We start from the raw sequence: 22918 nt of genomic DNA on the forward strand, positions 1-22918 counted from the left end.
AGTCTCTTGGCTCAGTTGCCGACGCGGCGGCGCAGGTCCTGGAACGCGGTGTAGTTGGCGATGACCTCGATCCGCCCCGGAGGGCAGGCCCGCACGGCCTCGTCGAGGGTGTCGAACACCTGGAACTGCTGGTTCGCGACCTCCAGGCGCACCGCGAGGTCGAGCCGGCGGTCACCCACGACGCAGATCGGGTGGCCGGTCAGCCGCGTGTAGTCGACGTCCCACAGCCAGGAGGTGTCGGTGCCGTCGGCGCCGCGCGCGTTCACCGAGAGGATCACCGGGGTCGGCGGCGGGTCGATCAGCGAGAACGTCTCCAGCCAGCCCGCCGGGTTCTTCGCGAGCAGCAGGCGCAGGTCCCGCTCCATGAACTGCACGACGTCGTACCGGCCGGCCACGGCCTGCACGGAGTACATCCGCTCCAGGGCGACCTGCGGGGGGACGCCGAACACGGCGGCGACGGCGGCCGAGGAGGCGGCGTTGGCCTTGTTGGCCCGGCCGGGCAGCTGCAGCCGGATGGGCCACGCCGACCCGTGCGGGTCGAGCACGTGGTCGCCGGAGAGCGCCCAGCTCGGCGTCGGCCGGCGGAAGCCACACTCGCCGCAGAACCAGTCGTCGCCGGGCCGCTGCATCACACCGCCGCAGGACGGGCAGGACCAGGCGTCGTCCTTCCACATCTGCCCGGCTGCGACCCAGATCACGTTCGGGGAGGAGGACGCGGCCCACACCACCAGCGGGTCGTCGGCGTTGGCCACGACCACGGCCTTGGAACCGGCCAGGCCCTCCCGCCAGTTCTCGGCGAGCATCCGGGTCTCGGCGGCCCGGTCCAGCTGGTCGCGCGAGAGGTTGAGCAGCGCGATGCACTTCGGGTCGGTGTCCCGGGCGACTCCGGCGAGGTACTTCTCGTCGACCTCGATGACGCCGTAGCGGGATTCCGAGCCGCCGGCGAGCGCCGAGGTGATACCGGCCGGCATGTTGGCGCCGAGCGCGTTGGAGACGACCGGACCCGCGGCCCGCAGCGCCTCCGCGATCAGCCGGGTCGTCGTCGTCTTGCCGTTGGTGGCCGACACCAGGACCACGTCCAGGTTCTGCGCCAGCCGGGCGAGGAGGTCGGGGTCGAGTTTGAGCGCCACCCGGCCGCCGATCACCGAACCGCTGCCACGCCCTGCGGCGCGTGATGCAGCCGCGACCGCCTTGCCCGCGGTCACGGCGAGCTTGGCCCGCGGCGTCAGCGGGTCCGAGTTGCCTGCCATCAGATCTCGATCCTCCTTGCGTACGCGCCGCGCCTGAAGCCCTACGGCAACGTGGTGGTGGTCAGCCTATTCGAGATCCAATCGCACTCCCGAATCGCCGTACCCTTGCGGCCATGCGCAACAGCTCCATTCCGGGCACCCGAGGGCGAGTCCGGCCCCTCACCCTGCTCGGCGACCCCGTCCTGCACACCCCCTGCGCGGAGGTCACCGGCTTCGGCCCGGAACTCGCGGCCCTCGTGGAGGACTTGTTCGCCACGATGTACGCGGCGCGCGGCGTGGGCCTGGCGGCGAACCAGGTGGGGGAGTCCCTGCGGGTGTTCGTCTACGACTGCCCGGACGACGAGGACGTCCGCCATCTCGGGCACGTGGTGAACCCGCGGCTGGTCGAGGCGGACGGCGTGGTGGTCCGGGGCCCGGAGGGCTGTCTGTCGCTGCCGGGGCTGGAGGCGGGCACGGAGCGGTACGACCACGCGGTGATCGAGGGGTTCACCATGACGGGTGAGCCGGTCACCGTGCACGGCACCGGTTTCTTCGCCCGCTGCCTGCAGCACGAGTACGACCATCTTCAGGGCCGGGTGTACGCGGACCGGCTCGGCGGCCTGCGCCACCGGCGGCTGATGCGCCAGGTGGCCCGGGCCCCCTGGCGCCGGTCCGGCTGACCGCCCGCGGAAGGCGGCCGTCAGAAGCCGGGGCCGCCCATCTTGTCGCCCGCCGCGGCGAGCCGGCCCCACAGCAGATCCGCGAGGCTGCGCACCAACTCCGCCCGCGAGCACGGCCGCTCGCCGAGCCACCAGTCCCCGGCCGCGTGCATCATGCCGACGATGCCGTGGCCCCAGACCCGGGCCAGCTGCTGGCTGCCGGGACCGAGGTCGAGGCGCTCCTCGATGACGGTGGCCAGTTCCTCGCCCATCCGCCGCAGCAGCGGGGCGGAGTGCTTGCCGACGTCGAACCCCTGGTCGCCGGCGTGACCGCCCTCCGCCGGATGCATCAGGAACCGGTACACCTGGGGGCGTGCCTCGATGGCGGCCAGATAGGTGTCGAGGGTGGACTCGACGCGCTCGCGCCGGTCGGCGGGCGCGTCCAGGGCGGCCCGCAGCGAGTCCAGCAGGGCGTCCGTGTGCCGCTTGGCCAGCGCCGCGTACAGCCCGCCCTTGTCACCGAAGTGCCGGTACAGGATGGGCTTGGTGATGCCGGCCTCGGCCGCGATGGCGTTCATCGAGGCCTGCGGGCCGTCCCGCAGCACCACTCTGTCGGCGGCCTCCAGCAGCTCGCGCCGGCGGCGATCGGCGGACCGCTGCTGATCCGTCCGCTGCGTGGTGTCCATGAGCTCTCCCCACCCGTACTGGTTCGGTGACGCCTGCGCAAAGTAACACTCAACCAGGCGTGACCATCGAACGGGCTGCCGAGCGAGCATCGCGGGTTGACTTTACCTACCGACGAGTAACAAACTAGGGTTACCGCTAGTAACAAGCATGCAGCGGGCATGCGCGTACGCCGCTGGAGGGGTCATGGCCGAGTTCACCATGGAGCTCAACGACGAACAGAAGGAGGTCCGGGACTGGCTGCACGGCTTCGCGGCCGACGTGATCCGCCCCGCGGCCGCCGAATGGGACGAGCGTGAGGAGACTCCCTGGCCGGTCATCCAGGAGGCCGCGAAGGTCGGCATCTACTCGCTCGACTTCTACGCCCAGCAGTACTTCGACCAGACCGGCCTCGGCATCCCCATGGCGATGGAGGAGCTGTTCTGGGGTGACGCCGGCATCGCCCTGTCCATCGTCGGCACCGGCCTCGCGGCCGTCGGCGTCCTCGCCAACGGCACCGAGGAGCAGATCGGCACCTGGGTGCCCCAGATGTACGGCGACGCCAACGACGTCAAGCTCGCGGCGTTCTGCTCCTCCGAGCCCGACGCCGGCTCCGACGTCGCCTCCCTGCGCACCCGCGCGGTCTACGACGAGGCCAAGGACGAGTGGGTGATCAACGGCACCAAGACCTGGGCGACCAACGGCGGCATCGCCAACGTCCACGTCGTCGTCGCCGTCGTCGACCCCGAGCTCGGCTCCAAGGGCCACGCCTCCTTCATCGTCCCGCCGAACACGCCGGGCCTGTCCCAGGGGCAGAAGTTCAAGAAGCACGGCATCCGCGCCTCGCACACCGCCGAGGTCATCCTGGACAACGTGCGCGTCCCCGGCTCCTGCCTGCTCGGCGGCAAGGAGAAGCTGGACGAGCGCCTCGCGCGGGCGCGTGAGCGGGCCAAGAAGGGTGGCGAGCGCGTGAAGAACGCCGCGATGGCCACCTTCGAGGCGTCCCGGCCTGCGGTCGGCGCGATGGCGGTCGGCACCGCCCGCGCCGCCTACGAGGTCGCCCTGGACTACGCGACGACGCGTGAGCAGTTCGGGCGCCCGATCATCGACAACCAGGGCGTCGCCTTCCAGCTCGCCGACATGCGCACCCAGGTCGACGCGGCGCGGCTGCTGGTGTGGCGGGCCTCCTGGATGGCGATCAACGGCAAGCCGTTCACGGCGGCCGAGGGGTCGATGTCGAAGCTGTTCGCAAGCGAGACGGCGAAGAAGGTCACGGCGCAGGCCATCCAGATCCTGGGCGGCAACGGCTACACCCGGGAGTACCCCGTGGAGCGCATGCACCGGGACTCGGCGATCTACACGATCTTCGAAGGGACGAGCGAGATCCAGCGGCTGGTGATCGCCCGCACGCTGTCGGGCATGTCGATCCGCTAGGAGCTGTCTTGTCGATCAGGCCGGACGCCGGGAGCCCGGCGTGATCGACGAGACAACCCGTGGAGCGGTGGACGGGGCCCGCGCGCCGCGCGGGCCCCTACGGCGTGGTGCCGCTGCTGTGGGCGATGCAGGCCACGTCGATCCGGTCCGCGAGCTTGGCCAGCTCGATGGCCAGCGCCGCGACCGTGTCCTCGTCCAGTCCGTCCGCGCCTGCCTCCACGAGGTGCAGCCACCGGCCGCCCAGCGTGCGCAGCAGCTTGCTCACGTCGGCGGCGGCCACCTGCAAGGTCCCCCGATCGTCGACGATCAGCGGCAGAGTAACTTCGCGGTTCACACCCGGGATCGTAGTCGCGCTCCGCTCACGCACCCTGCCAAACGGTAGTGATGTTGCAGAACTCGCGGATTCCGTGCCCGGACAGCTCACGCCCGTACCCGGACCGCTTCACGCCGCCGAACGGGAACGCCGGATGCGACGCCGTCATGCCGTTGACGTACACGCTCCCGGCCTCCAGATCCCGTACGAATCGGTCCACATCGGCGTCGTCGCGCGTCCACACGTTCGAACTCAGCCCGAAGGGCGTGTCGTTGGCGATCAGCACCGCCTCGTCCAGGTCCGCCGCCCGGTACAGCGTGGCGACCGGCCCGAACGCCTCCTCCCGGTGGATGCGCATCTCGCGGGTGACGCCGGTCAGCACGGTCGGCGGGTAGTACCAGCCCGGCAGTTCGGGCCGGCGCAGCGGGTGCCCGCCGCACAGCGCGGTCGCCCCGCTGCGGATGGCGTCGTCGACCAGTTCCTCCAGGTCCGTGCGGCCCTGTTCGCTGGCGAGCGGGCCGACGTCGGTGCCCTCCTGCATCGGATCGCCGACCACCAGCGCCTTCATGCCCGCCACGAACCGCTCCGAGAAGGCGTCGTAGACGTCCGTGTGCACGATGAACCGCTTCGCGGCGATGCACGACTGCCCGTTGTTCTGCACCCGCGCCGTCACCGCGACCTTCGCGGCCCGGTCGAGGTCGGCCGACGGCATGACGACGTAGGGGTCGCTGCCACCCAGTTCCAGCACGGTCTTCTTGATCATCTCGCCGGCGGTGGAGGCGACCGCGCGGCCCGCGGGCTCGCTGCCGGTCAGGGTGGCCGCCCTGACCCGGTCGTCGCGCAGGACGCCGTCGACCTGCGCGGAGCCGATCAGCAGGGTCTGGAAACAGCCCTCCGGGTAGCCCGCCCGATGGAACAGGTCCTCCAGGTACAGGGCCGTCTGGGGGACGTTGGAGGCGTGCTTGAGCAGGCCCACGTTGCCCGCCATCAGCGCGGGCGCGGCGAACCGGATCACCTGCCACAGCGGGAAGTTCCACGGCATCACGGCGAGCACGGGACCCAGCGGGCGGTAGCGGACCCGCACCCGGGAGGCACCCGAGTCCTTCACGTCGTCGTCGGAGGGCTCCTCGTCGGCCAGCAGCCCCTCGGCGCGCTCGGCGAACCAGCGCATCGCCTTGGCGCACTTGGCGGCCTCCGCGCGGGCCTGGCCGAGGGGCTTGCCCATCTCGGTGGTCATCGTCCGGGCGACGTCACCCTGGTCCTCGTCGAGGAGGTCCGCGGCGCGGTTCAGCAGCCGCGCGCGGTCGGCGAAACCGGTGGTCCGGTACGTGCGGAACGTGGCCTCGGCGAGCTCGAGCCGGCGCTCGACCTCCTCCTCGCCCATGGCCTCGAAAATCCTGAGCGTCTCGCCGTTCGCCGGGTTGACCGTCGCGATGGGCATGACCGACCTCCTGGGGAGCGACCTGTTGCTTCGACCTTCCCGCGCCGCGGTGGGTCCCGCAACGCGTGCTGCTGCTCAGGACGAGTGCTCCGCCAGCCGATCGAGAAACGCGGCCTGCGCCTTGACGATCAGCTCGCGCGCCCGGTCGAGGGAGAGCCAGGCCACCCGGTCCAGTTCCGGGAACTCCTGCGTACGGCCCGAGCGCGGCGGCCACTCCATCGTGAACGTGCCGGGCACGACGGCCGCCGGGTCCAGATCGGCCTCGACCGCCCAGACGGTGACGGTCTTGCCGCCCGCCTGCCGGACCTCGCCCAGCGCGACGGCCTCCCCGTCCGGCGGCGGCAGCCCCAGCTCCTCCTGGAACTCGCGGCGGGCCGCGTCCCACGCGGGCTCGTCCGGCGGGTACTCGCCCTTCGGGACCGTCCACGCCCCGGCGTCCCGCCGCGCGAAGTACGGGCCACCCATATGGCCGAGCAGCACCTCCGGGCCGGCGCCGGTACGGCGGAACAGCAGCAGGCCGGCGCTGCGCCGCTCGCGGGCCGCGCTCACGGCCGCACTCCGGGGTGCGCGGCCAGCAGTGACTCGACGGTGTCCGCCTCCTCCGGGCGCTTGTCCTCGCGGTAGCGCAGCACGCGCGCGAAGCGGAGCGTCACCCCGGCCGGGTAGCGGGAGGAGCGCTGCAGACCGTCGTACGCGATCTCGACGACCAGGTCGGGGCGCACGGTCACCCCCCAGGGGTGGTCGCGCACGGCGAGGTCCTGGAGCCGTTCGGTCTGCCAGGTCAGCAGCGCGTCCGTCATGCCCTTGAACGTCTTGCCCAGCATGGCGAACCCGCCGTCCGCGGTGCGTGCGCCCAGGTGCAGGTTGGAGAGCTTGCCGGTCCTGCGGCCGTGTCCCCACTCGGCGGCCAGGACCACCAGGTCCAGGGTGTGCACCGGTTTGACCTTCAGCCAGGACGCGCCGCGCCGGCCCGCGCTGTAGGACGCGTCGAGCGCCTTGACGACGACGCCCTCGTGGCCCCGCTCCAGGGTCTCCGCGAGGAACTCCTCGGCGCGCGGCAGGTCGTCGGGGCCGGACACCAGGGTGCGGCGCACCCGCATCGGCTCCGGGACCAGCCGGGCCAGCTCCGCGTGCCGCTCGGTGAACGGCAGGTCGAGCAGGTCGCGGCCGTCGACGGACAGGACGTCGAAGAAGACGGGGGAGACGGGGATCTCCCGGGCGGCCGTCGCGACGTCCACCCGGGAGCCGACGCGGCCCGCGGTCTCCTGGAAGGAGCGGGGCCGCCCGGTGGCGTCGAACGCGATGACCTCGCCGTCGAGGATGAACCGCTCGCCCCGCAACTCCCGTGCCGCCGCGACGACTTCGGGAAGCCGGTCGGTGATGTCGTCCAGGGTGCGGGTGTACGCCCGCACGGTGTCGCCGTCGCGGTGCAGCTGGACGCGGATGCCGTCCAGCTTCTCCTCCACCGCGCAGGCGCCGAGCTTGCCGACCGCCTCGGACACCGAGGACGCGGTGTGCGCCAGCATCGGCAGCACCGGGCGGCCGACGGTGAGCCGGAAGCGGGCCAGCGACTCCGGGCCGTCCGCGAGCAGGGCCTGCGCGACACCCTGGAGGGAGCCGGCGAGCATGACCGCCCGCCGTACGTCCGCGGACGGTGCGCCGGTGGCCTGCGCCAGCCCTTCCACCGCCACCGCGTCGAGCGCGCCCTGGCGTACCTCGCCGGTGATCAGGCCGAGCAGGAAACGCTGCTCGTCCTCGGTCGCCGCGCCCATCAACTCGCCCACGAGGCGGGTGCGTTCGGCCTGCGAGCCGGAGCCGGACACCTTGCCGAGCGCGGTGAGCCGGGCGTCCACCTCATGGACGGTCAGGGTCGGCTCGGCGGCCGGGGGAACCGGACGGCTCAGCACCTTCCAGCCGACGCCGAGCCGTCCCTGGGGCAGCCGGCCCGCCAGGTACGGGATGACGATGGGCACGTCGTCCGCCTCGGCGTCCCGGAAGAGCTCCGCGAGCAGAGCGATCTTCCGGGACCGCGCCGACGTCGCGGCGACCTCCTGGGACACGCGGGCCAGACGGGTCAGCAGCATGCAGACCATCCTGCGACGCGCCCCGCGGGTTTACACCTGGACGTCGCGGGTGTGTGGTCCGCCGCGCCCCTGAGGGCGTGTGCGGTCGCGGCGTTCGACGTGACCGCTACCGCCGCGCGTCGAGGTCGGTGAAGAGGAGTTCTCCGTTGAGGGTGGCCGCTGCTCGGTAGCCGGCTGAGGCGGCGTTGACCACCTGTTCGGAGAAGCCCGCCGCGTTGCCGGCCGCCCAGACGCCCGGTACCGAGGTCAGGCCGGTGGCGTCCACCACCGGGTAGGAGCCGAACGGGGTCTCGTGGAGTTCGGCGCCCAGCCTCTCCAGCAGGCCGGTCCGCGGCACCGCGCGCGGGGCGACGAACAGCACCTCGCGCGCGTGAAGGCCGCCGTCGGCCAGCCGGACGCCGGTGAGCCGGTCGTCCTCGACCACCAGCCCGGCCACCTCGCCCGGGACCACCTTCACCCCGGCCGCCGCCAGCCTGCGCACATCGTCGTCGGTGAGGTCGGACTCGGCGACCTCGTGCAGGAAGAAGGTCACGTCCTTCGACCACTGCGACACCATGATCGCCTGGTGGGCGCCGAGCGGGGTGGTCGCCAGGACGCCGAAGGCCCGGTCGCGGACCTCCCAGCCGTGGCAGTACGGGCAGTGCAGCACGTCCGCGCCGAAGCGCTCGGCGACGCCGGGGACCGCCGGCATCTCGTCCTTGAGGCCGGCGGCGACGATCAGGCGCCGGGCGCGCACGGTCCGGCCGCTCGCCAGCTCGACCGCGAAGTCGCCGGCCTCCCCGTCGCGGGAGACGTCCACCGCCCGGTCCCGGACCAGCTCCACCCCGTACCGCGCGATCTCCTCCCGGCCCACGGCCAGGAACTCGGCGGGCGGCATGCCGTCGCGGGTCAGATAGCCCTGCATATGGGCGGCGGGCGCGTTGCGCGGCTCCCCGGCGTCCACGACCAGGGTGCGGCGGCGGGCGCGGCCCAGGCCGAGCGCGGCGGACAGCCCGGCCGCGCCGCCGCCGACCACGATCACTTCGTACGTATCGGTCACGATGACCACCTCCATCGGAACCCTGCGGTGCGCACTGCGGGATTGACAAACATGTTTGCCGAAACTGCAATGACCCCATGACGGACGAAGGCATGAGTGACGACGACGTCCTTGCCGGTGTGGGCCCCAGGCTGCGCCGGATGCGCAAGGAGCGCGAGGTGACGCTCTCCGCGCTGTCCGAGGCCACCGGCATCTCGGTGAGCACGCTCTCCCGGCTGGAGTCCGGTCTGCGCCGGCCCAGCCTGGAACTGCTGCTGCCGATCGCCCGCGCCCACCAGGTGCCGCTGGACGAGCTGGTCGGCAACCCGGCCGTCGGCGACCCGAGGGTGCGCGTGACCGAGCCGATCGAGCGCTACGGCCGCAAGCACTGGCCGCTCACCCGACAGCCCGGCGGCCTGCAGGCGTTCAAGGTGCTCGAACCGCAGCGCCGCTGCCCTCCGGAGCCGCGCACCCACGAGGGCTACGAGTGGCTGTACGTCCTGTCCGGCCGGCTGCGGCTCGTGCTGGGGGAGCACGACGTGGTGCTCACCGCCGGGGAGGCCGCGGAGTTCGACACGCGGGTCCCGCACTGGTTCGGCTCGACGGGGGAGGGGCCCGTGGAGTTCCTGAGCCTGTTCGGGCCGCAGGGTGAGCGGATGCACGTACGGGCACGGCCTCGGCATACGTGACGCGTCCGACGGTTCCCTGATCGGCAAGCGACCGCTTAGTATGCGAACCGACCCGGACCGACGACACAGTCCCCCGTGGAGGCTCCGCATGCAGGCATGGCAAGTGCACCGCAACGGCGAACCGGGCGAGGTGATGCGACTCGACGAGATCGAACCGCCCACGCCCGGCGACGGCCAGGTCCTGCTGAAGGTGCGTGCCGCGAACGTCAACTTCCCCGACGCGCTGCTGTGCCGGGGCCAGTACCAGGTGCGCCCCCCGCTGCCGTTCACGCCCGGTGTGGAGATCTGCGGCGAGACCGAGGACGGCCGCCGCGTCCTCGCCACCCCCGCGCTGCCGCACGGTGGATTCGCCGAGTACACCGTCGCGGACGCCGCCGCCCTGCTGCCCGCGCCCGACGCCCTGGACGACGCCGAGGCCGCCGCCCTGCACATCGGCTACCAGACCGGCTGGTTCGGCCTGCACCGCCGCGCGGGGCTCGAAGCTGGCGAGACCCTGCTGGTCCACGCGGCAGCGGGCGGGGTCGGCAGCGCCGCCGTCCAGCTCGGCAAGGCGGCCGGCGCCCGGGTCATCGGGGTGGTGGGCGGTGCCGCCAAGGCGGCCGTGGCCCGCGAGCTCGGCTGCGACGTGGTGATCGACCGGCACACCGAGGACGTCGTCGCCGCCGTCAAGGAGGCGACCGGCGGCCGGGGCGCCGACGTCGTGTACGACCCCGTCGGCGGCGCGGCCTACACCCAGTCCGCCAAGGCCGTCGCCTTCGAGGGCCGGATCGTCGTCGTCGGCTTCGCGAGCGGCACCATCCCGAGCCCCGCCCTCAACCACGCCCTGGTGAAGAACTACTCGATCCTGGGCCTGCACTGGGGCCTGTACAACACCAAGAACCCCAAGCTGGTCCGGCACTGCCACGAACGGCTCACCGAGCTGGCCGCGCGGGGCGCCGTCAAGCCGCTCGTGAGCGAGCGCGTCCCGCTGAGCGGGGCGGCGGCCGCCGTCCAGCGGGTCGCCGACGGCGTCACCACCGGCCGTGTCGCCGTGCTCCCGGGACTCACCGAAGGAGGAGCGGCATGACCGACGCCGCCGAACTGCGCCGCCGGACCCAGGAGTTGCTGGCCGCGCACCCACCGGCCACGACCGGCCGCCTGGACTTCCTGCGCGCCCGCTTCGACGCGGGCCTCGCCTGGGTCCACTACCCCGAGGGCCTCGGCGGCCTCGGCGCGCCCCGCTCCCTCCAGGCCGTCGTGGACGCCGAACTGGACGCCGCCGGAGCCCCCGACAACGAGCCGCGGCGCATCGGCATCGGCCTCGGCATGGCCGCGCCGACCATCCTCAAGTACGGCACCGAGGAGCAGAAGCAGCGCTTCCTGCGGCCCCTGTGGACCGGCGAGGAGGTCTGGTGCCAGCTCTTCAGCGAGCCCGGCGCCGGCTCCGACCTGGCGGCGCTTCGCACCCGTGCCGTCCGGGAGGACGGGGGCACCTCCCGCCCGGGCGAAGCCGGGAGCGGGGGAGACTGGGTGGTCAACGGGCAGAAGGTGTGGACGTCCAGCGCCCACCTCGCCCGCTGGGCCATCCTCATCGCGCGCACCGACCCGGACGTGCCCAAGCACGCGGGGATCACGTACTTCCTGTGCGACATGACCGACCCCGGCGTCGAGGTCCGCCCGCTGCGCCAGATCACCGGCGAGGCCGAGTTCAACGAGGTCTTCCTGACCGACGTCCGCATCCCGGACTCCCGTCGGCTCGGCGCCGTCGGCGACGGCTGGCGGGTCGCCCAGACCACCCTGAACAACGAGCGCGTCGCCATCGGCGGCATGCGGCTGCCCCGCGAGGGCGGCATGATCGGCCCGGTCGCGAAGACCTGGCGCGAACGCCCCGAACTGCGCACCCACGACCTGCACCAGCGGCTGCTGAAGCTGTGGGTGGACGCCGAGGTGTCCCGCCTCACCGCCGAGCGGCTGCGCCAGCAGCTCGTCGCCGGGCAGCCCGGCCCCGAGGGCGCCGGCATGAAGCTCGCCTTCGCCCGCCTCAACCAGGAGATCAGCGGCCTGGAGGTCGAACTGCGCGGCGAGGAGGGCCTGCTGTACGACGACTGGACCCTGCGCCGGCCGGAGCTGGTGGACTTCACCGGCCGTGACGCCGGGTACCGGTACCTGCGCTCCAAGGGCAACAGCATCGAGGGCGGGACCAGCGAGGTCCTGCTGAACATCGTCGCCGAGCGCGTCCTGGGCCTGCCCGCCGAGCCGCGCACCGACAAGGACGTCGCCTGGAAGGACCTCGCCCGATGAGCACACAGCCCGATCTGCTGTACTCCGAGGAGGAAGAGGCGCTGCGGGCCGCCGTACGGGACCTGCTCGCCGACCACTGCGACGCCCCCGGTGTCATCTCCCGCACCGAGTCCGGCGCGCCGCACGACATCGCGGCCTGGAAGGCGCTCGCCGGCGGCATGGGGCTCGCCGGCCTGCTCATCCCCGAGGAGCTGGGCGGACAGGGCGCCACGCACCGCGAAGCCGCCGTCGTCCTGGAGGAGCTGGGGCGGGCCGTCGCCCCGGTGCCGTATCTGACCAGCGCGGTCGTGGCCACCGAGGCCCTGCTGGAGTGCGGGGACGACGACCTGCTCGGCCGGCTGGCGTCCGCGACGACCGTCGCCGCGCTCGCGCTCTCCCTGAACACCACCGCGGGCGGCGCCCACCAGGTCGTCCGCCGCGAAGGCGGCGCCCTGCACGGCGAGCTGACCGGCATCGCGGACGCCGTGATCGCCGACGTCCTGCTCGTCCCGGCCGACGACGGCGGGCTCTACGCGGTCGACGCCGACGCCGTGACCGTCACGCCGCGCCCGTCCCTGGATCTGACCCGGCCCGTGGCCACGGTCACCCTGGACGGCGCTCCCGGCCGCCTGCTGGGCGACGCCGAGCCCGCCGTACGACGCGCGCTGCGCGCCGGCGCCGGGCTGCTCGCCTCCGAGCAACTCGGGCTCGCCGAATGGACGTTGACCGAGACGGTGCGCTACCTGAAGGACCGCAAGCAGTTCAACCGCCCCGTCGGCGGCTTCCAGGCCCTCAAGCACCGGCTCGCCCAGCTGTGGCTGGAGGTCGTCAACCTGCGCGCCGCCGCCCGCGCGGCCGCCGACGCGCTGACGACCGGCGAGGACACGGACGTGACGGTCGCCGTCGCGCAGTCCTACGCGTCCCCGGTGGCCGTCCACGCCGCCGAGGAGGCCCTGCAGTTGCACGGCGGGATCGGCATGACCTGGGAGCACCCGGTCCATCTGTACCTCAAGCGGGCCAAGGCCGACTCGCTCGCCTACGGCACGGCGGGCGCCCATCGTGAGGCGCTGGCCGAACTCGTCGACCTGCGCGCTCCCTGAGGCACCCGGGCAAAACCCGGGAGAAGCCCGCCCCAGCAGGGGCGGGCTTCTCCGTGCGTCGTGCGCGGGTGAGGTGAACGAGGGGCGGCGGTTCGGCCAATTCCCGCCCCGGCCCCTGCTGTTCGGGCCCCTCGGGATCGCATACTCGCTGCGGTCCCGTCCGGCCCGACACGGAGGCGAAGCATGGCACCCACCACCCGTCGCAGAGCCCTCACCACCCTCGGCGCCGCCCTCGCCGGCGCGGCCGCCCTCCCCGCGGCCCGCGCCCAGGCCGGTGAACCCCCGTACCACAGGCGCCCGTTGTGGCGGGCCCACGCCCACAACGACTACGAGCACCCGCGACCCCTCCTCGACGCCCTCGACCACCGCTTCGGCAGCGTCGAAGCCGACATCCACCTCGTCGACGGCCGGCTCCTGGTGGCGCACGGCCCCGAGGACCTCGACCCCTCACGCACGCTGGAGGCCCTGTACCTCGACCCGCTCGCCGCCCGCGTCCGGGCCCATCACGGCCGGGTGCATCCCGGCCGTCACCGGTCGTTCCAGCTGCTGATCGACATCAAGACCGAGGGCGCCTCGACCTACCTCGCACTCGACCGGCGTCTCGCCCGCTACCGGCACCTGTTCACGACCTGCGCCCACGGCCGGGTGCACCCCGGTCCGGTCACCGCCGTGGTCTCCGGCGACCGCGCGGCCCGCGCCCCGATGGAGGCCCAGCAGGTCCGCCACGCCTTCTACGACGGCCGTCTCACCGACCTCGGCAGCGCGGCGCCCGCCTCCCTCATCCCGCTGATCAGCGACAACTGGACGCTGAACTTCACCTGGCTGGGTTCAGGCCCCTTCCCGGACGCCGAGCGGCGCAGGCTGCGCACACTCACCGACGCGGCCCACTCGCGCGGTCAGCGGGTCCGGTTCTGGGCCACCCCGGACACACCGGGCCCCGCCCGCGACGCCCTCTGGACCGAACTGCTCGCCGCCGGTGTCGACCACCTCAACACCGACGACCTCGCCGGCCTGGAGGCGTTCCTGGACGGCCGGCACCGCGGCTAGCCGTACGACCCCGAACATCACACGTTCGGAGGACAGGTCAGCCGCCCGGACGAACCCTCCGCTACGCCACACTTGCGGCCGAACGCCGTGAACCGGGCGATGCGGCGTGGCGGAGGAGGTTGACGATGGCCATTTCCATCTCGGTGGTACTGCTGCTGTTCATTCTGGCGGTGATCTTCATCCGCAGCGGCGGACTGAAGATCACCCACGCCCTGGTCTGTCTGCTGCTCGGCTTCTACCTGGCCAGCACCAGCATGGCGCCGACCATCAGCAGCGGCCTGACCGCCACGGCGGACATCGTCAGCAGTCTGAGGCCATGAGGCTCAGGCCGTCGAGAACACCCCGATGCCGTTGGCGACCGGCCGCTCCGTCCCGTCGGACGGATGGTTGCGCACGGAGACGGCCGGCGCGCCCGGCTCACGGGCGACCAGGGTCGAGGAGCCGCCGCCGTCCAGGCTGAAGGCACGCACCGACCCCAACTCCCGCATGACCGTCGCCACTTCCGCCACGGTCAGGCCCGTGCGGTACGCGGGTGCGCCGTCCAGCGCGAGCAGCACCACGCGCCGGCCGCCGTCCGCGACGCCGACGGCGGTACGCACCGCCGACGTCCGGTCCTCCAGACCGGGCAACGGCCGTCCGCCGGCCAGCACCGGATAGCCGCCGAGCGCGAAGCGGTACGGGACCCGTGACGACGCCGCCACCAGCCGGTGCCGTACCGTCACCCGCTCGCCCACGAAGAACTTCCGCAGCCGCCGCGCCCCCTCCTCCCGGCCGACGAGGACGGTGGTGCCCGCGGCCACCGGACCGCCGCCGGGGGTGTCCGAGGCCGCCACGACCCGGCCGCGGCGGACCGTCACCTCGTAGGTGTCCGTGCTGCACGGGGCCGCCCGGTCGGTGTCGGTGCCGCAGGTGGCGCGCACCCGGGACGCGCTGCCCCAGGCCGCCGTGAACGCCCCGACCGAACCGACCGGCAGCGCGTACTGGTTCAGGCCACGCAGCGGCAGCACACCCCCGGGGGTGCGGACGGAGCCGGTCAGGCGCAGCCGGTCCAGCCGGGCCCGGCGGTCGGTGCCCACGCCGAAGACGTCCTCGGTGCTCGTGCCGGGCGGCAGCGGCGGGCCGAAGCGCTGGCCGTCCGGCACCGCGCCCTTCAGCACCCGGCCCCGCGCGATCGCCGGGCCCACGCTCGCACCGGTCGCCTGGACACCGGGGTGCTGGGTCTCGCTGATGTTGAAGAAGTCGCCGTTCACCCCGGCGACGGCCCCCAGCGCGGCCGCCTGCCGGGAGACCGGCGCCCGCGCGGCCACCGCCCCGGGGTGCAGCAGGCCCAGGCGGACCCGCCGCTCCCGCAGGTCGACGGTGAGGACATGGGCGTGCGCGGTGCCCTTCGCCGCCGCGATGTCGAACTCGTCGTAGACCACACCCGGCGCGATCAGGGTGCCCCGCTGCACGGCGCCGGCCGGTGCCGCCCCCGTCAGGGCCGCACCGGCCGGCGCGCCGAACGCCGTGAGCAGCGCGAGCGCCGCCCGGGCCGTGCCGAATCTCCTCCGACGAAGCGTCACGATCCCCCCTGAGGTCACGTCAAATGTGGCAGGACTCAGGGGAAGTGCACCAGACGACGACGACCTGCGACGTCACTGAGCGCCGACGACGCGGGAACGGATGAGGAAACGCACTCCCTCGGGTGCCTCCAGGGAGAATCCGCTGCCCCGTCCCTCGACCACGTCGACGATCAGACGGGTGTGCCGCCACGCCTCGTACTGGGGGCGTGACATCCAGAACGTCACCGGCTCCGCCACCCCCTCGACCGCCAGCTCGGCGAGCAGCACGTCGGAACCGCCCGTGCGGAACTCGCCCTCCGGGTAGCACATGGGCGCGCTGCCGTCGCAGCAGCCGCCGGACTGGTGGAACATCAGCGGCCCGTGGGCGGCGTGCAGCCGGCGGAGCAGATCGGCGGCCGCGGGGGTGAGTTCGACGCGCGGGGTCTCCTCATACATGCGTCCAGCGCACCACACGCAAGGTTGCGAGGGGGTTGCAGCGCGTTCCGCCGTGCTCAGCGGTCGCGGCGCCCGCGGCGGGCCCGGGCGAGGACCGTCAGGGCGGGCAGCAGGGAGATCACCACGACGACGGCGATCAGGGGGAACAGATAGGCGTCGATGTCGGGGACGGAGTGCCCGAGCACGTACCCGGCCAGGACGAGGCTCTGGGTCCAGAGCAGTCCGCCGACGATCTGCCAGAGCGTGAACGTCCGCGCGGGCACGCCGAGCGCGCCGGCCGCCGGGTGCAGGACCGTGCGGACCAGCGGCACGAAGCGGCCGATCACCAGCGCCTTGCCGTAGCCGTAGCGGGCGAGCAGGGTCTCCGCGCGGGCCGCCGCCTCGCGCACGCGCGCTCTGGAGGTGCGGGCCAGCAGCGCCCGGCCGCCGTGGCGCCCGATCAGATAGCCGACCTGGCCGCCGAGCAGGGCCCCGGCGGCCGCGCACAGCAGCACCTGCCAGAGGATCAGCCTCGGCCCCCGGTCGGCACCGGCGGCGCACAGCACTCCGGCCGGCAGGAGCAGGGTGTCGCCGGGCAGGAAGAAGCCGAACACGAGCAGACCGGACTCGGCGAAGGTCACCACGAGGACGCCGAGGGCGCCGAAGGTGGCCAGGACCGCGTCACCGTTCATCGGGTTCACGGTGAGCAACGCCCTCACCTCCCGCCCGCCCGGCGCCGCGCTCGCGGGGTCACGCGCGGCCGTGGGCTTCCTGCGAACGGCGGGACAGCGCGTCGATGACCACCGCCGCGAACAGCACCCCTCCGGTGATCATGAACTGGACGGCCGCGGGGGTGTCCGTGATGGCCATGCCCGAGGCGATCGACTGGATGACGAGGATGCCGAGCACCGCCGACCAGGTCGAACCCCGCCCGCCGAACAGGCTGGCCCCGCCGATCACGGCCGCCGCGATCGCGTTGAGCAGCAGCACCCCCGAGCCCGAACTCTGGCTCACCGAGGTGATGCGCGAGGCCAGGAACAGCCCGCCGATCGCGGCCATGGTGCCGGAGACCGCGAGCACCGCCGTCTGCACCCGGGTCACGCCGAGACTGGCCCGGCGGGCGGCCTCCACCCCGCCGCCGAGGGCGTACACCTGCCGCCCGTAGCGCGTGCGCCGGAGCACGATGTCGAGGCCGGCCACCACCACGAGGAAGATCAGCAACGCGAGCGGCAGCCCCTGGAACCGGTTGAGCAGGTACGCGGTCGTGAACGCGATGACCGCGAGCCCGCCGGCGCGCCCGACGATCACCTGCAGCGACCGGTGCGGCATTCCGGCGGCCACCCGGCGCCGTCTGTCCAGCCAGGACGCCAGCAGGACGAGTCCCACCGCCAGCGCGGCCACGGCGTAGGCGACGGCGTCCTCGTCGAAGTAGTAGCTGGTCAGATGGGCCACCAGCCCGTTCTCGTCGAGGTTGATGGTGCCGCTGGCGCCGAGGACGTAGAGCATGAGGCCATTCCAGGTGAGCAGTCCGGCGAGGGTGACGACGAACGCCGGCACCCGGGTTCTCGCGAAGGAGTAGCCCTGCACGGCGCCCGCGACGGTGCCGGCCAGGACGGCGATGACGAGGGACAGCCATTCGGGGACGCCGTGCTGCACGTTCAGCACGGCGAAGACGGCCGCCGCCAGCCCGCTGATCGAACCGGCGGACAGATCGAGTTCCCCGATCAGCAGGACGAAGACGATGCCGACGGCGATCAGGCCGGTGCCCACGATGTCCACGCTCAGGTTGGACAGGTTCCGGGGCGAGAGGAAGTTGTCGTTCAGGAACTGGAAGGTGATCCAGACGACGGCGAGCACGACCACGACGGGCAGCGAGCCCACCTCACCGGCCCGCAGCCTGCGGCGGGTGACGGCCGTCCAGCGTTCCACGGCATCGGCCACGACCCGCCCGCGGGGGCCGCGGCCGTTCCCGGCCGGGGGCGCCGCGGTCCCGGTGCGCCGGTCGTCCGCCACGGCGCGGGTCCCTCTCACCACGCCGCCTCCCGGTGCGCCGGCCGGCGGGGCGTGTTCTCCGCCGCGCCGGTGATGGCCGAGATGACCTGTTCCTGCGTGACGGTGTTCACGTCGAAGAAGCCGTTGTTGCGGCCCAGCCGCAGGACGGCGGCACGGTCCGCCAGGGCCTTGACGTCACCCATGTTGTGGCTGATGAGCAGCACCCCCATGCCCCGGTCGCGCAGTTCGTCGACGAGGTCCATGACCTCGGTGCTCTGCCGGAACGCCAGCGACGCCGTGGGCTCGTCCAGCAGGATCAGCCGCGGGTCGCCGAGGAGCGAGCGGGCGAGGGCGACCGTCTGCCGCTGGCCGCTGGACAGCGAGACGACGGGGGCCCGCAGATCGGGGACGCCCCGGGTCAGGCGCTCCAGCAGGTGCAGGGTGCGGCGTTCCATCTCCATCTCGTCGAGGAAGCCGTACCGGAGGATCTCGCGGCCGAGGAACAGGTTGCCGACGACGTCGAGGTTTCCGCACAGGGCGAGGTCCTGGTAGACGGTCGTGATCCCCAGCGCGCGGGCGTCGGCGGGGCGCCGGATCTGGACGGCGCGCCCCTCCCACTCGATCACGCCCCGGTCGGCCGGTGACACCCCGGAGATCACCTTGACCAGCGTGGACTTGCCGGCGCCGTTGTCGCCGAGGAGCGCGACGACCTGGCCGGCCCGGATCTCCAGGTCGATGTCGGTCAGGACCTCCACGGCGCCGTAGCGTTTGCTCACGCCGTGCAGGGCCAGCAGTGGGGGAGAGGACACGGAGACGATCTCCTTCCCGTGGCGTCCGGCCGGGCCGGGCCGGGGCGGTGGTCAGGTCAGTCCGGCCGTACGGCACGCGGCGGCGAGGTCGGGGACGCAGATCTGGCGGACCGTGTACAGGCCGCCCCGCACCAGGGTTTCCTTGACGTTGTCGACGGTCACGGACACGGGTTCGAGCGTCACCGTCGGCACCTCGTGCCCGTCGCGGGTCGTCACCTCGTCGCCGGCCACCCGGTCCAGGTTCTCGCCGCGGGCCGCCGCCACGGCCATCTCGGCGCCCGCGGTCGCCTCCGGGAGGAACGGCTTGTAGACGGTCATGTACTGCGTGCCCTTCACGATGCGCCGCACGGCGCCGAGTTCGGCGTCCTGTCCGGTGACCGGGGGGAGCGGACGGACCTGGTTCGCCCGGAGCGCGGAGATGCTGCCGGCGGCCAGTCCGTCGTTGGCGGCGTACACCCCGTCGATACCGTCGGCGCCGAGGGCCGCGATGGCGGCGGACATGTTCTGGTTGGCCGCCTCGGGCCGCCACTGCAGCGTGTCGTACGCCTTGCCGATCTTCACCTTGCCCCGCAGCACCGACAGGGCTCCGCGTTTGAACAGCACGGCGTTGGGGTCGCTGAGGTCGCCGTTCATCATGACGATCTGGCCGCCCGGCACCTCGTCGCCCATCGCCTTGAGCAGGGCCGTGCCCTGGAGCCTGCCCACCTCCTCGGCGTCGAAGGAGACGTGCCCGGCGATCGGTCCGTCGGCGAGCCGGTCGTAGGCGATGACGGGGACGCCGGCCATCTCCGCCTTGCGGACCGCGGAGGCCATCGACCGGGCGTCCACCGCCACCAGCACCAGGGCGTCGGCCCCGTTGGCGATCATCGAGTCCATCTGCTGCTGCTGCGCGGCGACGTCCGCCTTGGCGTTGGCGGCCGCCACCCTGCAGTCGCCGCAGCGCCTCTCGATCTCCTTCTCCAGCAGCGGTCTGTCCTGGGTCTCCCAGCGGGCCGTGGTGTTGTCCGGCAGCAGGATCCCGATCTTCGGTCCGCTCCCGTGCCCGTCGCCGGCACCGTCCCCGCCGTCCGACCCGCAGGCCCCGAGGGCGACGGCCGTGGAAGCCGCCACGAGGGCGACGGCGGTGTCCCGTACGCGAGCTCTCATACGGAAGACCTCCCGAGCGTGCCGGGGCGGCACCTCCGGGCCGGCGGTGCCGTGGAGCGTCGGCGAAGCCGGTACGGGGCGGCGGTCGCACCCATCCGCCGGGCGGCTCAGGTGCCATGCGCCGGGCCGGGCGGTGGTAGGCGGGCCGACCGTGCGGCCGCGCGCCGGCACCTGGCCGGTGCGTGCTCCGTGGCGGCGGCCGGACGACCACCTGGTCAGTCTGACACCGGCCCGGTCGATCGGCGAGCGCAGTGACAGCGCTCCCCAGCAGCGGACGAAGTCGGGCGGTGAAACAAATATGTCCGGGTCATCCGGATATGCGATTCTGGTGTCCCGGGTTCCCGTGCGCCTCCCGCGTGAGGGCGCCCCCGATCTCCCCCAGCACCTCCGGCAGGGACGGGAGGAAGGTTGCGGACATGCCTCATGACGGCCGTGCCCGGACCGGAGTTCCGGAGCCGGACGCACCGGAGGCCGGAATCACGGGCACGGGTGCGGCGCTCACGGCGGGACAGGCCGCTTCGGGCGGCCGGGCGCTGGCCTTCGCGGGGACGGCGCTGGCCGCCGTCTACGCGGCCGACCCGGACGAACCCGAGCTGCGGCTGCTCGACTCGGCCGGGCTGCACTCCGCGGAGCACCGGCTGCCGCCCGTCCTGTCCGCGACCGGCGGCTCGGCCGCCGCCCACGCCTTCCGCACCGGCCGCCCGCTGTGGCTGAACGCCGCGGCCCTGGCCTCCTACCCCGAGGGAGCGCCCACGCCGCCCCGTGCCCGCAGCAGCTCCCTCGGCGCCCTGCCCCTGCGCGGCCCGGACGGCGGGCTCGGCTGCCTCGTCGTCGTCGGCACCTCGGCGGACGGCTTCGACGCCGGACAGCAGCGCTTCCTGGAGTGCTACGCCGACAACGTCGGCCGTCTGCTCGGCGCCGAACGGGCCGGCACCGCGCCCCCTCATCTGCTCGCCCGCGCCCTGCAGGCCATGCGCGCCGGCTCCTTCGTCCTCGTCCCCGAGACCGGCCTGATCGACGCGGACGAGACGCTGCTCGAGCTGGTCGGCATCACCCCGGAGGTCTTCGACGGCAAGGTGGACTCCCTGCTCGGGCACGCCGTCCCGGAGGACATGCCCGCGCTGATGCCCGTGCTCGAACCGAACGCGCAGGCCCCCGTCCGCAGGGAACTGGAGTTCCGGGTCCGCCGTCCCTCCGGCGAGCTGCGCTGGCTGAGCCTGAGCTGCCGGGTGCGGCCCGCCTCCGGCGACCGGTCCGAGGAGGTGCTGGGCGTGGTCACGGCCACCTCCTTGGAGCACGGCACCACCGACGACGTGTCCCGCATCCAGTGGCTGACCGCCGCGCTCGACGACGCCGTGACCGTCCAGGACGTCGGCCGGGTCGCCGTCACCGCGCTGCGCGAGCCGCTGGGCGCCGACCGGGTGGCACTGGCCGACGTCCGTGACGACCGGCTCGTCGTGACCCTGCTCGACCCGCCCGAACCGTCGGCCTGGCCCCAGGTGTGGCGGGCGCAGTGGCGCTCGGAGTGGCCCGACGCCCCGATCGGCGCCGTGCCCACCCTGCAGCTCGCCCTGCGCGACGGCCGGATGGACCTCTGGCCCGCCGGAACCCCCCTGGAGCCCGCGCTCGCGGGCATCGGCTCCGGCGGTCTGGCCGTGCTGCCGCTGCCCGCTAAGGGCAGCGTCGCCGGGGTGTGCCTGGTCGGCTGGGAGCGGCCGCACGAGTTCACCCCCGAGGAGAGGTCCCTGCTCACCGCCACCGCCGCGCTGGTCGGGCAGTCCCTCAAACGGGCGCACGCGCACGACGCCGAGCAGGAGCTGGCGACCATGCTCCAGCGCAGCCTGCTGCCGCGTCGCCTGCCCGAGCTGCCCGGCGGCACGGCCGTCGCCCGCTATCTGCCCGCCCGGCGGGGCCTGCAGGTCGGCGGCGACTGGTACGACGTCATCGCGCTGTCCGACGACCGGGTCGCCCTCGTCATCGGCGATGTGCAGGGGCACAGCGCGGGAGCCGCCACGATCATGGGTCAGATGCGGACGGCGGTGCGGGCCTACGCCGTCGAGGGGCACCCTCCCGACGTCGTGGTGGCCCACGCCAACCGCCTGCTGACCGGCATGGAGACCGACCTCTTCGCCACCTGCTGCTATGTCGAACTGGACATGGAGGAGGGCAACTTCCTCTTCGTACGGGCCGGGCATCTGGCGCCCCTGCTGCGCCACCCGGACGGCACCACCGAGGAGGTGCTGGTCGAGGGCGGCCCCCCGCTCGGGGTCCTCGCGGACGCGGAGTTCCCGATGACGGCGGTCGCGCTGAGCACCGGCTCCGTGCTCGCGCTGGTCACCGACGGCCTCGTGGAGGCCGCCGACCTCCCGCTGGACGTCGGCATGGAACGCACCCGCGCCGCGCTGGCCGCCGCCGACCCGGCCGACCTGCCCCGCACCGCCGACCAGCTGCTCGGCGACGGCGGCCCGCGCGAGGACGACGTGGCGCTGCTGCTCCTGCGTTACGACGGCACGCGGACCAAGCCGATCCGGGCCGGCTGGGTGGTGTGGCGGCTGCCCGACGCCGTGATGCACGCCCGCCGGTTCACCGCGCGCACCCTGCGCCGCTGGCATGTCGAGGACGCGGCCGACGCGGTGCTGCTCGTCGTCTCCGAACTGGTCACCAACGCCCTCGTGCACACCCAGGGCGCGGTCCGGCTCGATCTGGTCCTGCGCGGCGACCGGGTGCGCGTCTGTGTCACCGACTCCTCGCCGCGCGCCCCCGCCAAACCGGTCATCGTGGACTGGGAGGCGACCGGCGGCCGGGGCCTGCTGCTGGTCGAGGCGGTGTCGGAGTCGTTCGGATCGTTCCCGGTGGCGGGCGGCAAGCAGGTGTGGAGCGAGGTCGTCGTGCCGGGCCGCGCCGCCGCCGGCCGCGCGTCCTGAACGCGGCGAGGGAAGCCGCGGTGCGCACCCGCGCGCTGCACGTCGCCGCGGCACTCGTCGCGGGACTGCTGACGGTGGCCCTGGCCGGGTGCGGCTCGGACGACCACGCCGGCAGGGAGAGCTTCACCGTCGGCC

22 protein-coding genes are annotated in these 22918 nt (G+C 73.4%); 9 read left to right on the forward strand and 13 right to left on the reverse strand.

Features of this window, described 5'->3' with window-relative positions; all coding sequences use genetic code 11:
* Positions 1-11: 11 nt before the first annotated feature.
* The gene (locus tag ACFRAC_RS04025; protein WP_382920274.1) at positions 12-1250 is read right to left on the reverse strand and encodes a MurT ligase domain-containing protein; all 1239 of its coding nucleotides are present in this window, start codon (positions 1248-1250) and stop codon (positions 12-14) included.
* Between the two features lie 113 nt (positions 1251-1363).
* Here ACFRAC_RS04025 and def point away from each other — a divergent pair, with 113 nt between their 5' ends.
* Positions 1364-1909, forward strand: a complete 546-nt coding sequence (gene def, locus ACFRAC_RS04030; RefSeq protein ID WP_382920277.1) for a peptide deformylase — start codon at positions 1364-1366, stop codon at positions 1907-1909.
* A gap of 20 nt (positions 1910-1929) precedes the next feature.
* On the opposite strand, the gene ACFRAC_RS04035 is transcribed toward def, so the two are convergent.
* A complete protein-coding gene (locus ACFRAC_RS04035) occupies positions 1930-2574 on the reverse strand; it encodes a TetR family transcriptional regulator (RefSeq protein WP_151782850.1) in 645 nt (214 codons plus the stop codon).
* 184 nt (positions 2575-2758) lie between these two features.
* Between ACFRAC_RS04035 and ACFRAC_RS04040 the strand changes: the two genes are divergently transcribed.
* Complete coding sequence (locus ACFRAC_RS04040; protein WP_382920280.1) at positions 2759-3985, forward strand: acyl-CoA dehydrogenase family protein; 1227 nt, start codon at positions 2759-2761, stop codon at positions 3983-3985.
* Between the two features lie 97 nt (positions 3986-4082).
* On the opposite strand, the gene ACFRAC_RS04045 is transcribed toward ACFRAC_RS04040, so the two are convergent.
* The 5 genes from ACFRAC_RS04045 to ACFRAC_RS04065 form a co-directional block, all read right to left on the reverse strand.
* Complete coding sequence (locus ACFRAC_RS04045; protein ID WP_382920283.1) at positions 4083-4319, reverse strand: DUF6213 family protein; 237 nt, start codon at positions 4317-4319, stop codon at positions 4083-4085.
* A gap of 25 nt (positions 4320-4344) precedes the next feature.
* A complete protein-coding gene (locus tag ACFRAC_RS04050) occupies positions 4345-5739 on the reverse strand; it encodes an NADP-dependent succinic semialdehyde dehydrogenase (RefSeq protein WP_382920286.1) in 1395 nt (464 codons plus the stop codon).
* Positions 5740-5814: 75 nt separating this feature from the next.
* Positions 5815-6288: an NUDIX domain-containing protein gene (locus ACFRAC_RS04055; RefSeq protein ID WP_382920288.1), complete on the reverse strand. Its 474-nt coding sequence runs from the start codon at positions 6286-6288 to the stop codon at positions 5815-5817.
* On the reverse strand, positions 6285-7823 hold the full coding sequence (locus ACFRAC_RS04060) for an ATP-dependent DNA ligase (RefSeq protein WP_382920291.1): 1539 nt from the start codon (positions 7821-7823) through the stop codon (positions 6285-6287). Before ACFRAC_RS04060 ends, ACFRAC_RS04055 begins: the two co-directional genes overlap by 4 nt.
* A 106-nt stretch (positions 7824-7929) precedes the next feature.
* Entirely contained in the window at positions 7930-8862 is a 933-nt protein-coding gene (locus ACFRAC_RS04065; RefSeq protein ID WP_382920293.1) for an NAD(P)/FAD-dependent oxidoreductase, read from the reverse strand.
* A 92-nt stretch (positions 8863-8954) separates the two neighbouring features.
* Between ACFRAC_RS04065 and ACFRAC_RS04070 the strand changes: the two genes are divergently transcribed.
* The 6 genes from ACFRAC_RS04070 to ACFRAC_RS04095 all read left to right on the forward strand — a co-directional run bounded on the left by ACFRAC_RS04070 (position 8955) and on the right by ACFRAC_RS04095 (position 14256).
* A complete protein-coding gene (locus tag ACFRAC_RS04070; RefSeq protein WP_382921120.1) occupies positions 8955-9530 on the forward strand; it encodes a helix-turn-helix domain-containing protein in 576 nt (191 codons plus the stop codon).
* A gap of 88 nt (positions 9531-9618) precedes the next feature.
* Positions 9619-10596, forward strand: a complete 978-nt coding sequence (locus tag ACFRAC_RS04075) for an NADPH:quinone oxidoreductase family protein (protein WP_382920296.1) — start codon at positions 9619-9621, stop codon at positions 10594-10596.
* Positions 10593-11810, forward strand: coding sequence for an acyl-CoA dehydrogenase family protein (locus tag ACFRAC_RS04080; RefSeq protein ID WP_382920299.1), 1218 nt, complete (start codon positions 10593-10595; stop codon positions 11808-11810). The genes ACFRAC_RS04075 and ACFRAC_RS04080 overlap by 4 nt, the downstream gene beginning before the upstream one ends.
* Positions 11807-12889, forward strand: a complete 1083-nt coding sequence (locus tag ACFRAC_RS04085; protein WP_382920301.1) for an acyl-CoA dehydrogenase family protein — start codon at positions 11807-11809, stop codon at positions 12887-12889. Before ACFRAC_RS04080 ends, ACFRAC_RS04085 begins: the two co-directional genes overlap by 4 nt.
* A gap of 183 nt (positions 12890-13072) precedes the next feature.
* The gene (locus ACFRAC_RS04090) at positions 13073-13936 is read left to right on the forward strand and encodes a phosphatidylinositol-specific phospholipase C/glycerophosphodiester phosphodiesterase family protein (protein WP_382920304.1); all 864 of its coding nucleotides are present in this window, start codon (positions 13073-13075) and stop codon (positions 13934-13936) included.
* A 125-nt stretch (positions 13937-14061) separates the two neighbouring features.
* The gene (locus tag ACFRAC_RS04095; protein WP_361346019.1) at positions 14062-14256 is read left to right on the forward strand and encodes a hypothetical protein; all 195 of its coding nucleotides are present in this window, start codon (positions 14062-14064) and stop codon (positions 14254-14256) included.
* A gap of 3 nt (positions 14257-14259) precedes the next feature.
* Here ACFRAC_RS04095 and ACFRAC_RS04100 read toward each other — a convergent pair whose 3' ends face one another.
* The 6 genes from ACFRAC_RS04100 to ACFRAC_RS04125 all read right to left on the reverse strand — a co-directional run bounded on the left by ACFRAC_RS04100 (position 14260) and on the right by ACFRAC_RS04125 (position 19859).
* Positions 14260-15498 (reverse strand): phosphodiester glycosidase family protein, encoded by a 1239-nt coding sequence (locus tag ACFRAC_RS04100; RefSeq protein WP_382920307.1) that lies wholly within the window; start codon positions 15496-15498, stop codon positions 14260-14262.
* A 72-nt stretch (positions 15499-15570) separates the two neighbouring features.
* A complete protein-coding gene (locus tag ACFRAC_RS04105) occupies positions 15571-15933 on the reverse strand; it encodes a DUF779 domain-containing protein (RefSeq protein ID WP_382920309.1) in 363 nt (120 codons plus the stop codon).
* 56 nt (positions 15934-15989) lie between these two features.
* Positions 15990-16622 (reverse strand): DedA family protein, encoded by a 633-nt coding sequence (locus tag ACFRAC_RS04110; RefSeq protein ID WP_382920312.1) that lies wholly within the window; start codon positions 16620-16622, stop codon positions 15990-15992.
* A 40-nt stretch (positions 16623-16662) separates the two neighbouring features.
* Positions 16663-17946 carry a sugar ABC transporter permease gene (locus tag ACFRAC_RS04115; protein WP_382920315.1) on the reverse strand — a complete coding sequence of 428 codons (1284 nt, stop codon included), beginning with the start codon at positions 17944-17946 and terminating at the stop codon, positions 16663-16665.
* Complete coding sequence (locus ACFRAC_RS04120) at positions 17940-18713, reverse strand: ATP-binding cassette domain-containing protein (protein WP_382920318.1); 774 nt, start codon at positions 18711-18713, stop codon at positions 17940-17942. The genes ACFRAC_RS04115 and ACFRAC_RS04120 overlap by 7 nt, the downstream gene beginning before the upstream one ends.
* A gap of 51 nt (positions 18714-18764) precedes the next feature.
* Complete coding sequence (locus ACFRAC_RS04125; protein ID WP_382920321.1) at positions 18765-19859, reverse strand: substrate-binding domain-containing protein; 1095 nt, start codon at positions 19857-19859, stop codon at positions 18765-18767.
* Positions 19860-20275: 416 nt separating this feature from the next.
* On the opposite strand from ACFRAC_RS04125, the gene ACFRAC_RS04130 reads away from it, so the two are divergent.
* On the forward strand, positions 20276-22783 hold the full coding sequence (locus ACFRAC_RS04130; protein ID WP_382920324.1) for a SpoIIE family protein phosphatase: 2508 nt from the start codon (positions 20276-20278) through the stop codon (positions 22781-22783).
* Positions 22784-22918: the final 135 nt, after the last annotated feature.

This window comes from Streptomyces sp. NPDC056628 (assembly GCF_042792555.1).
GTDB lineage: Bacteria > Actinomycetota > Actinomycetes > Streptomycetales > Streptomycetaceae > Streptomyces.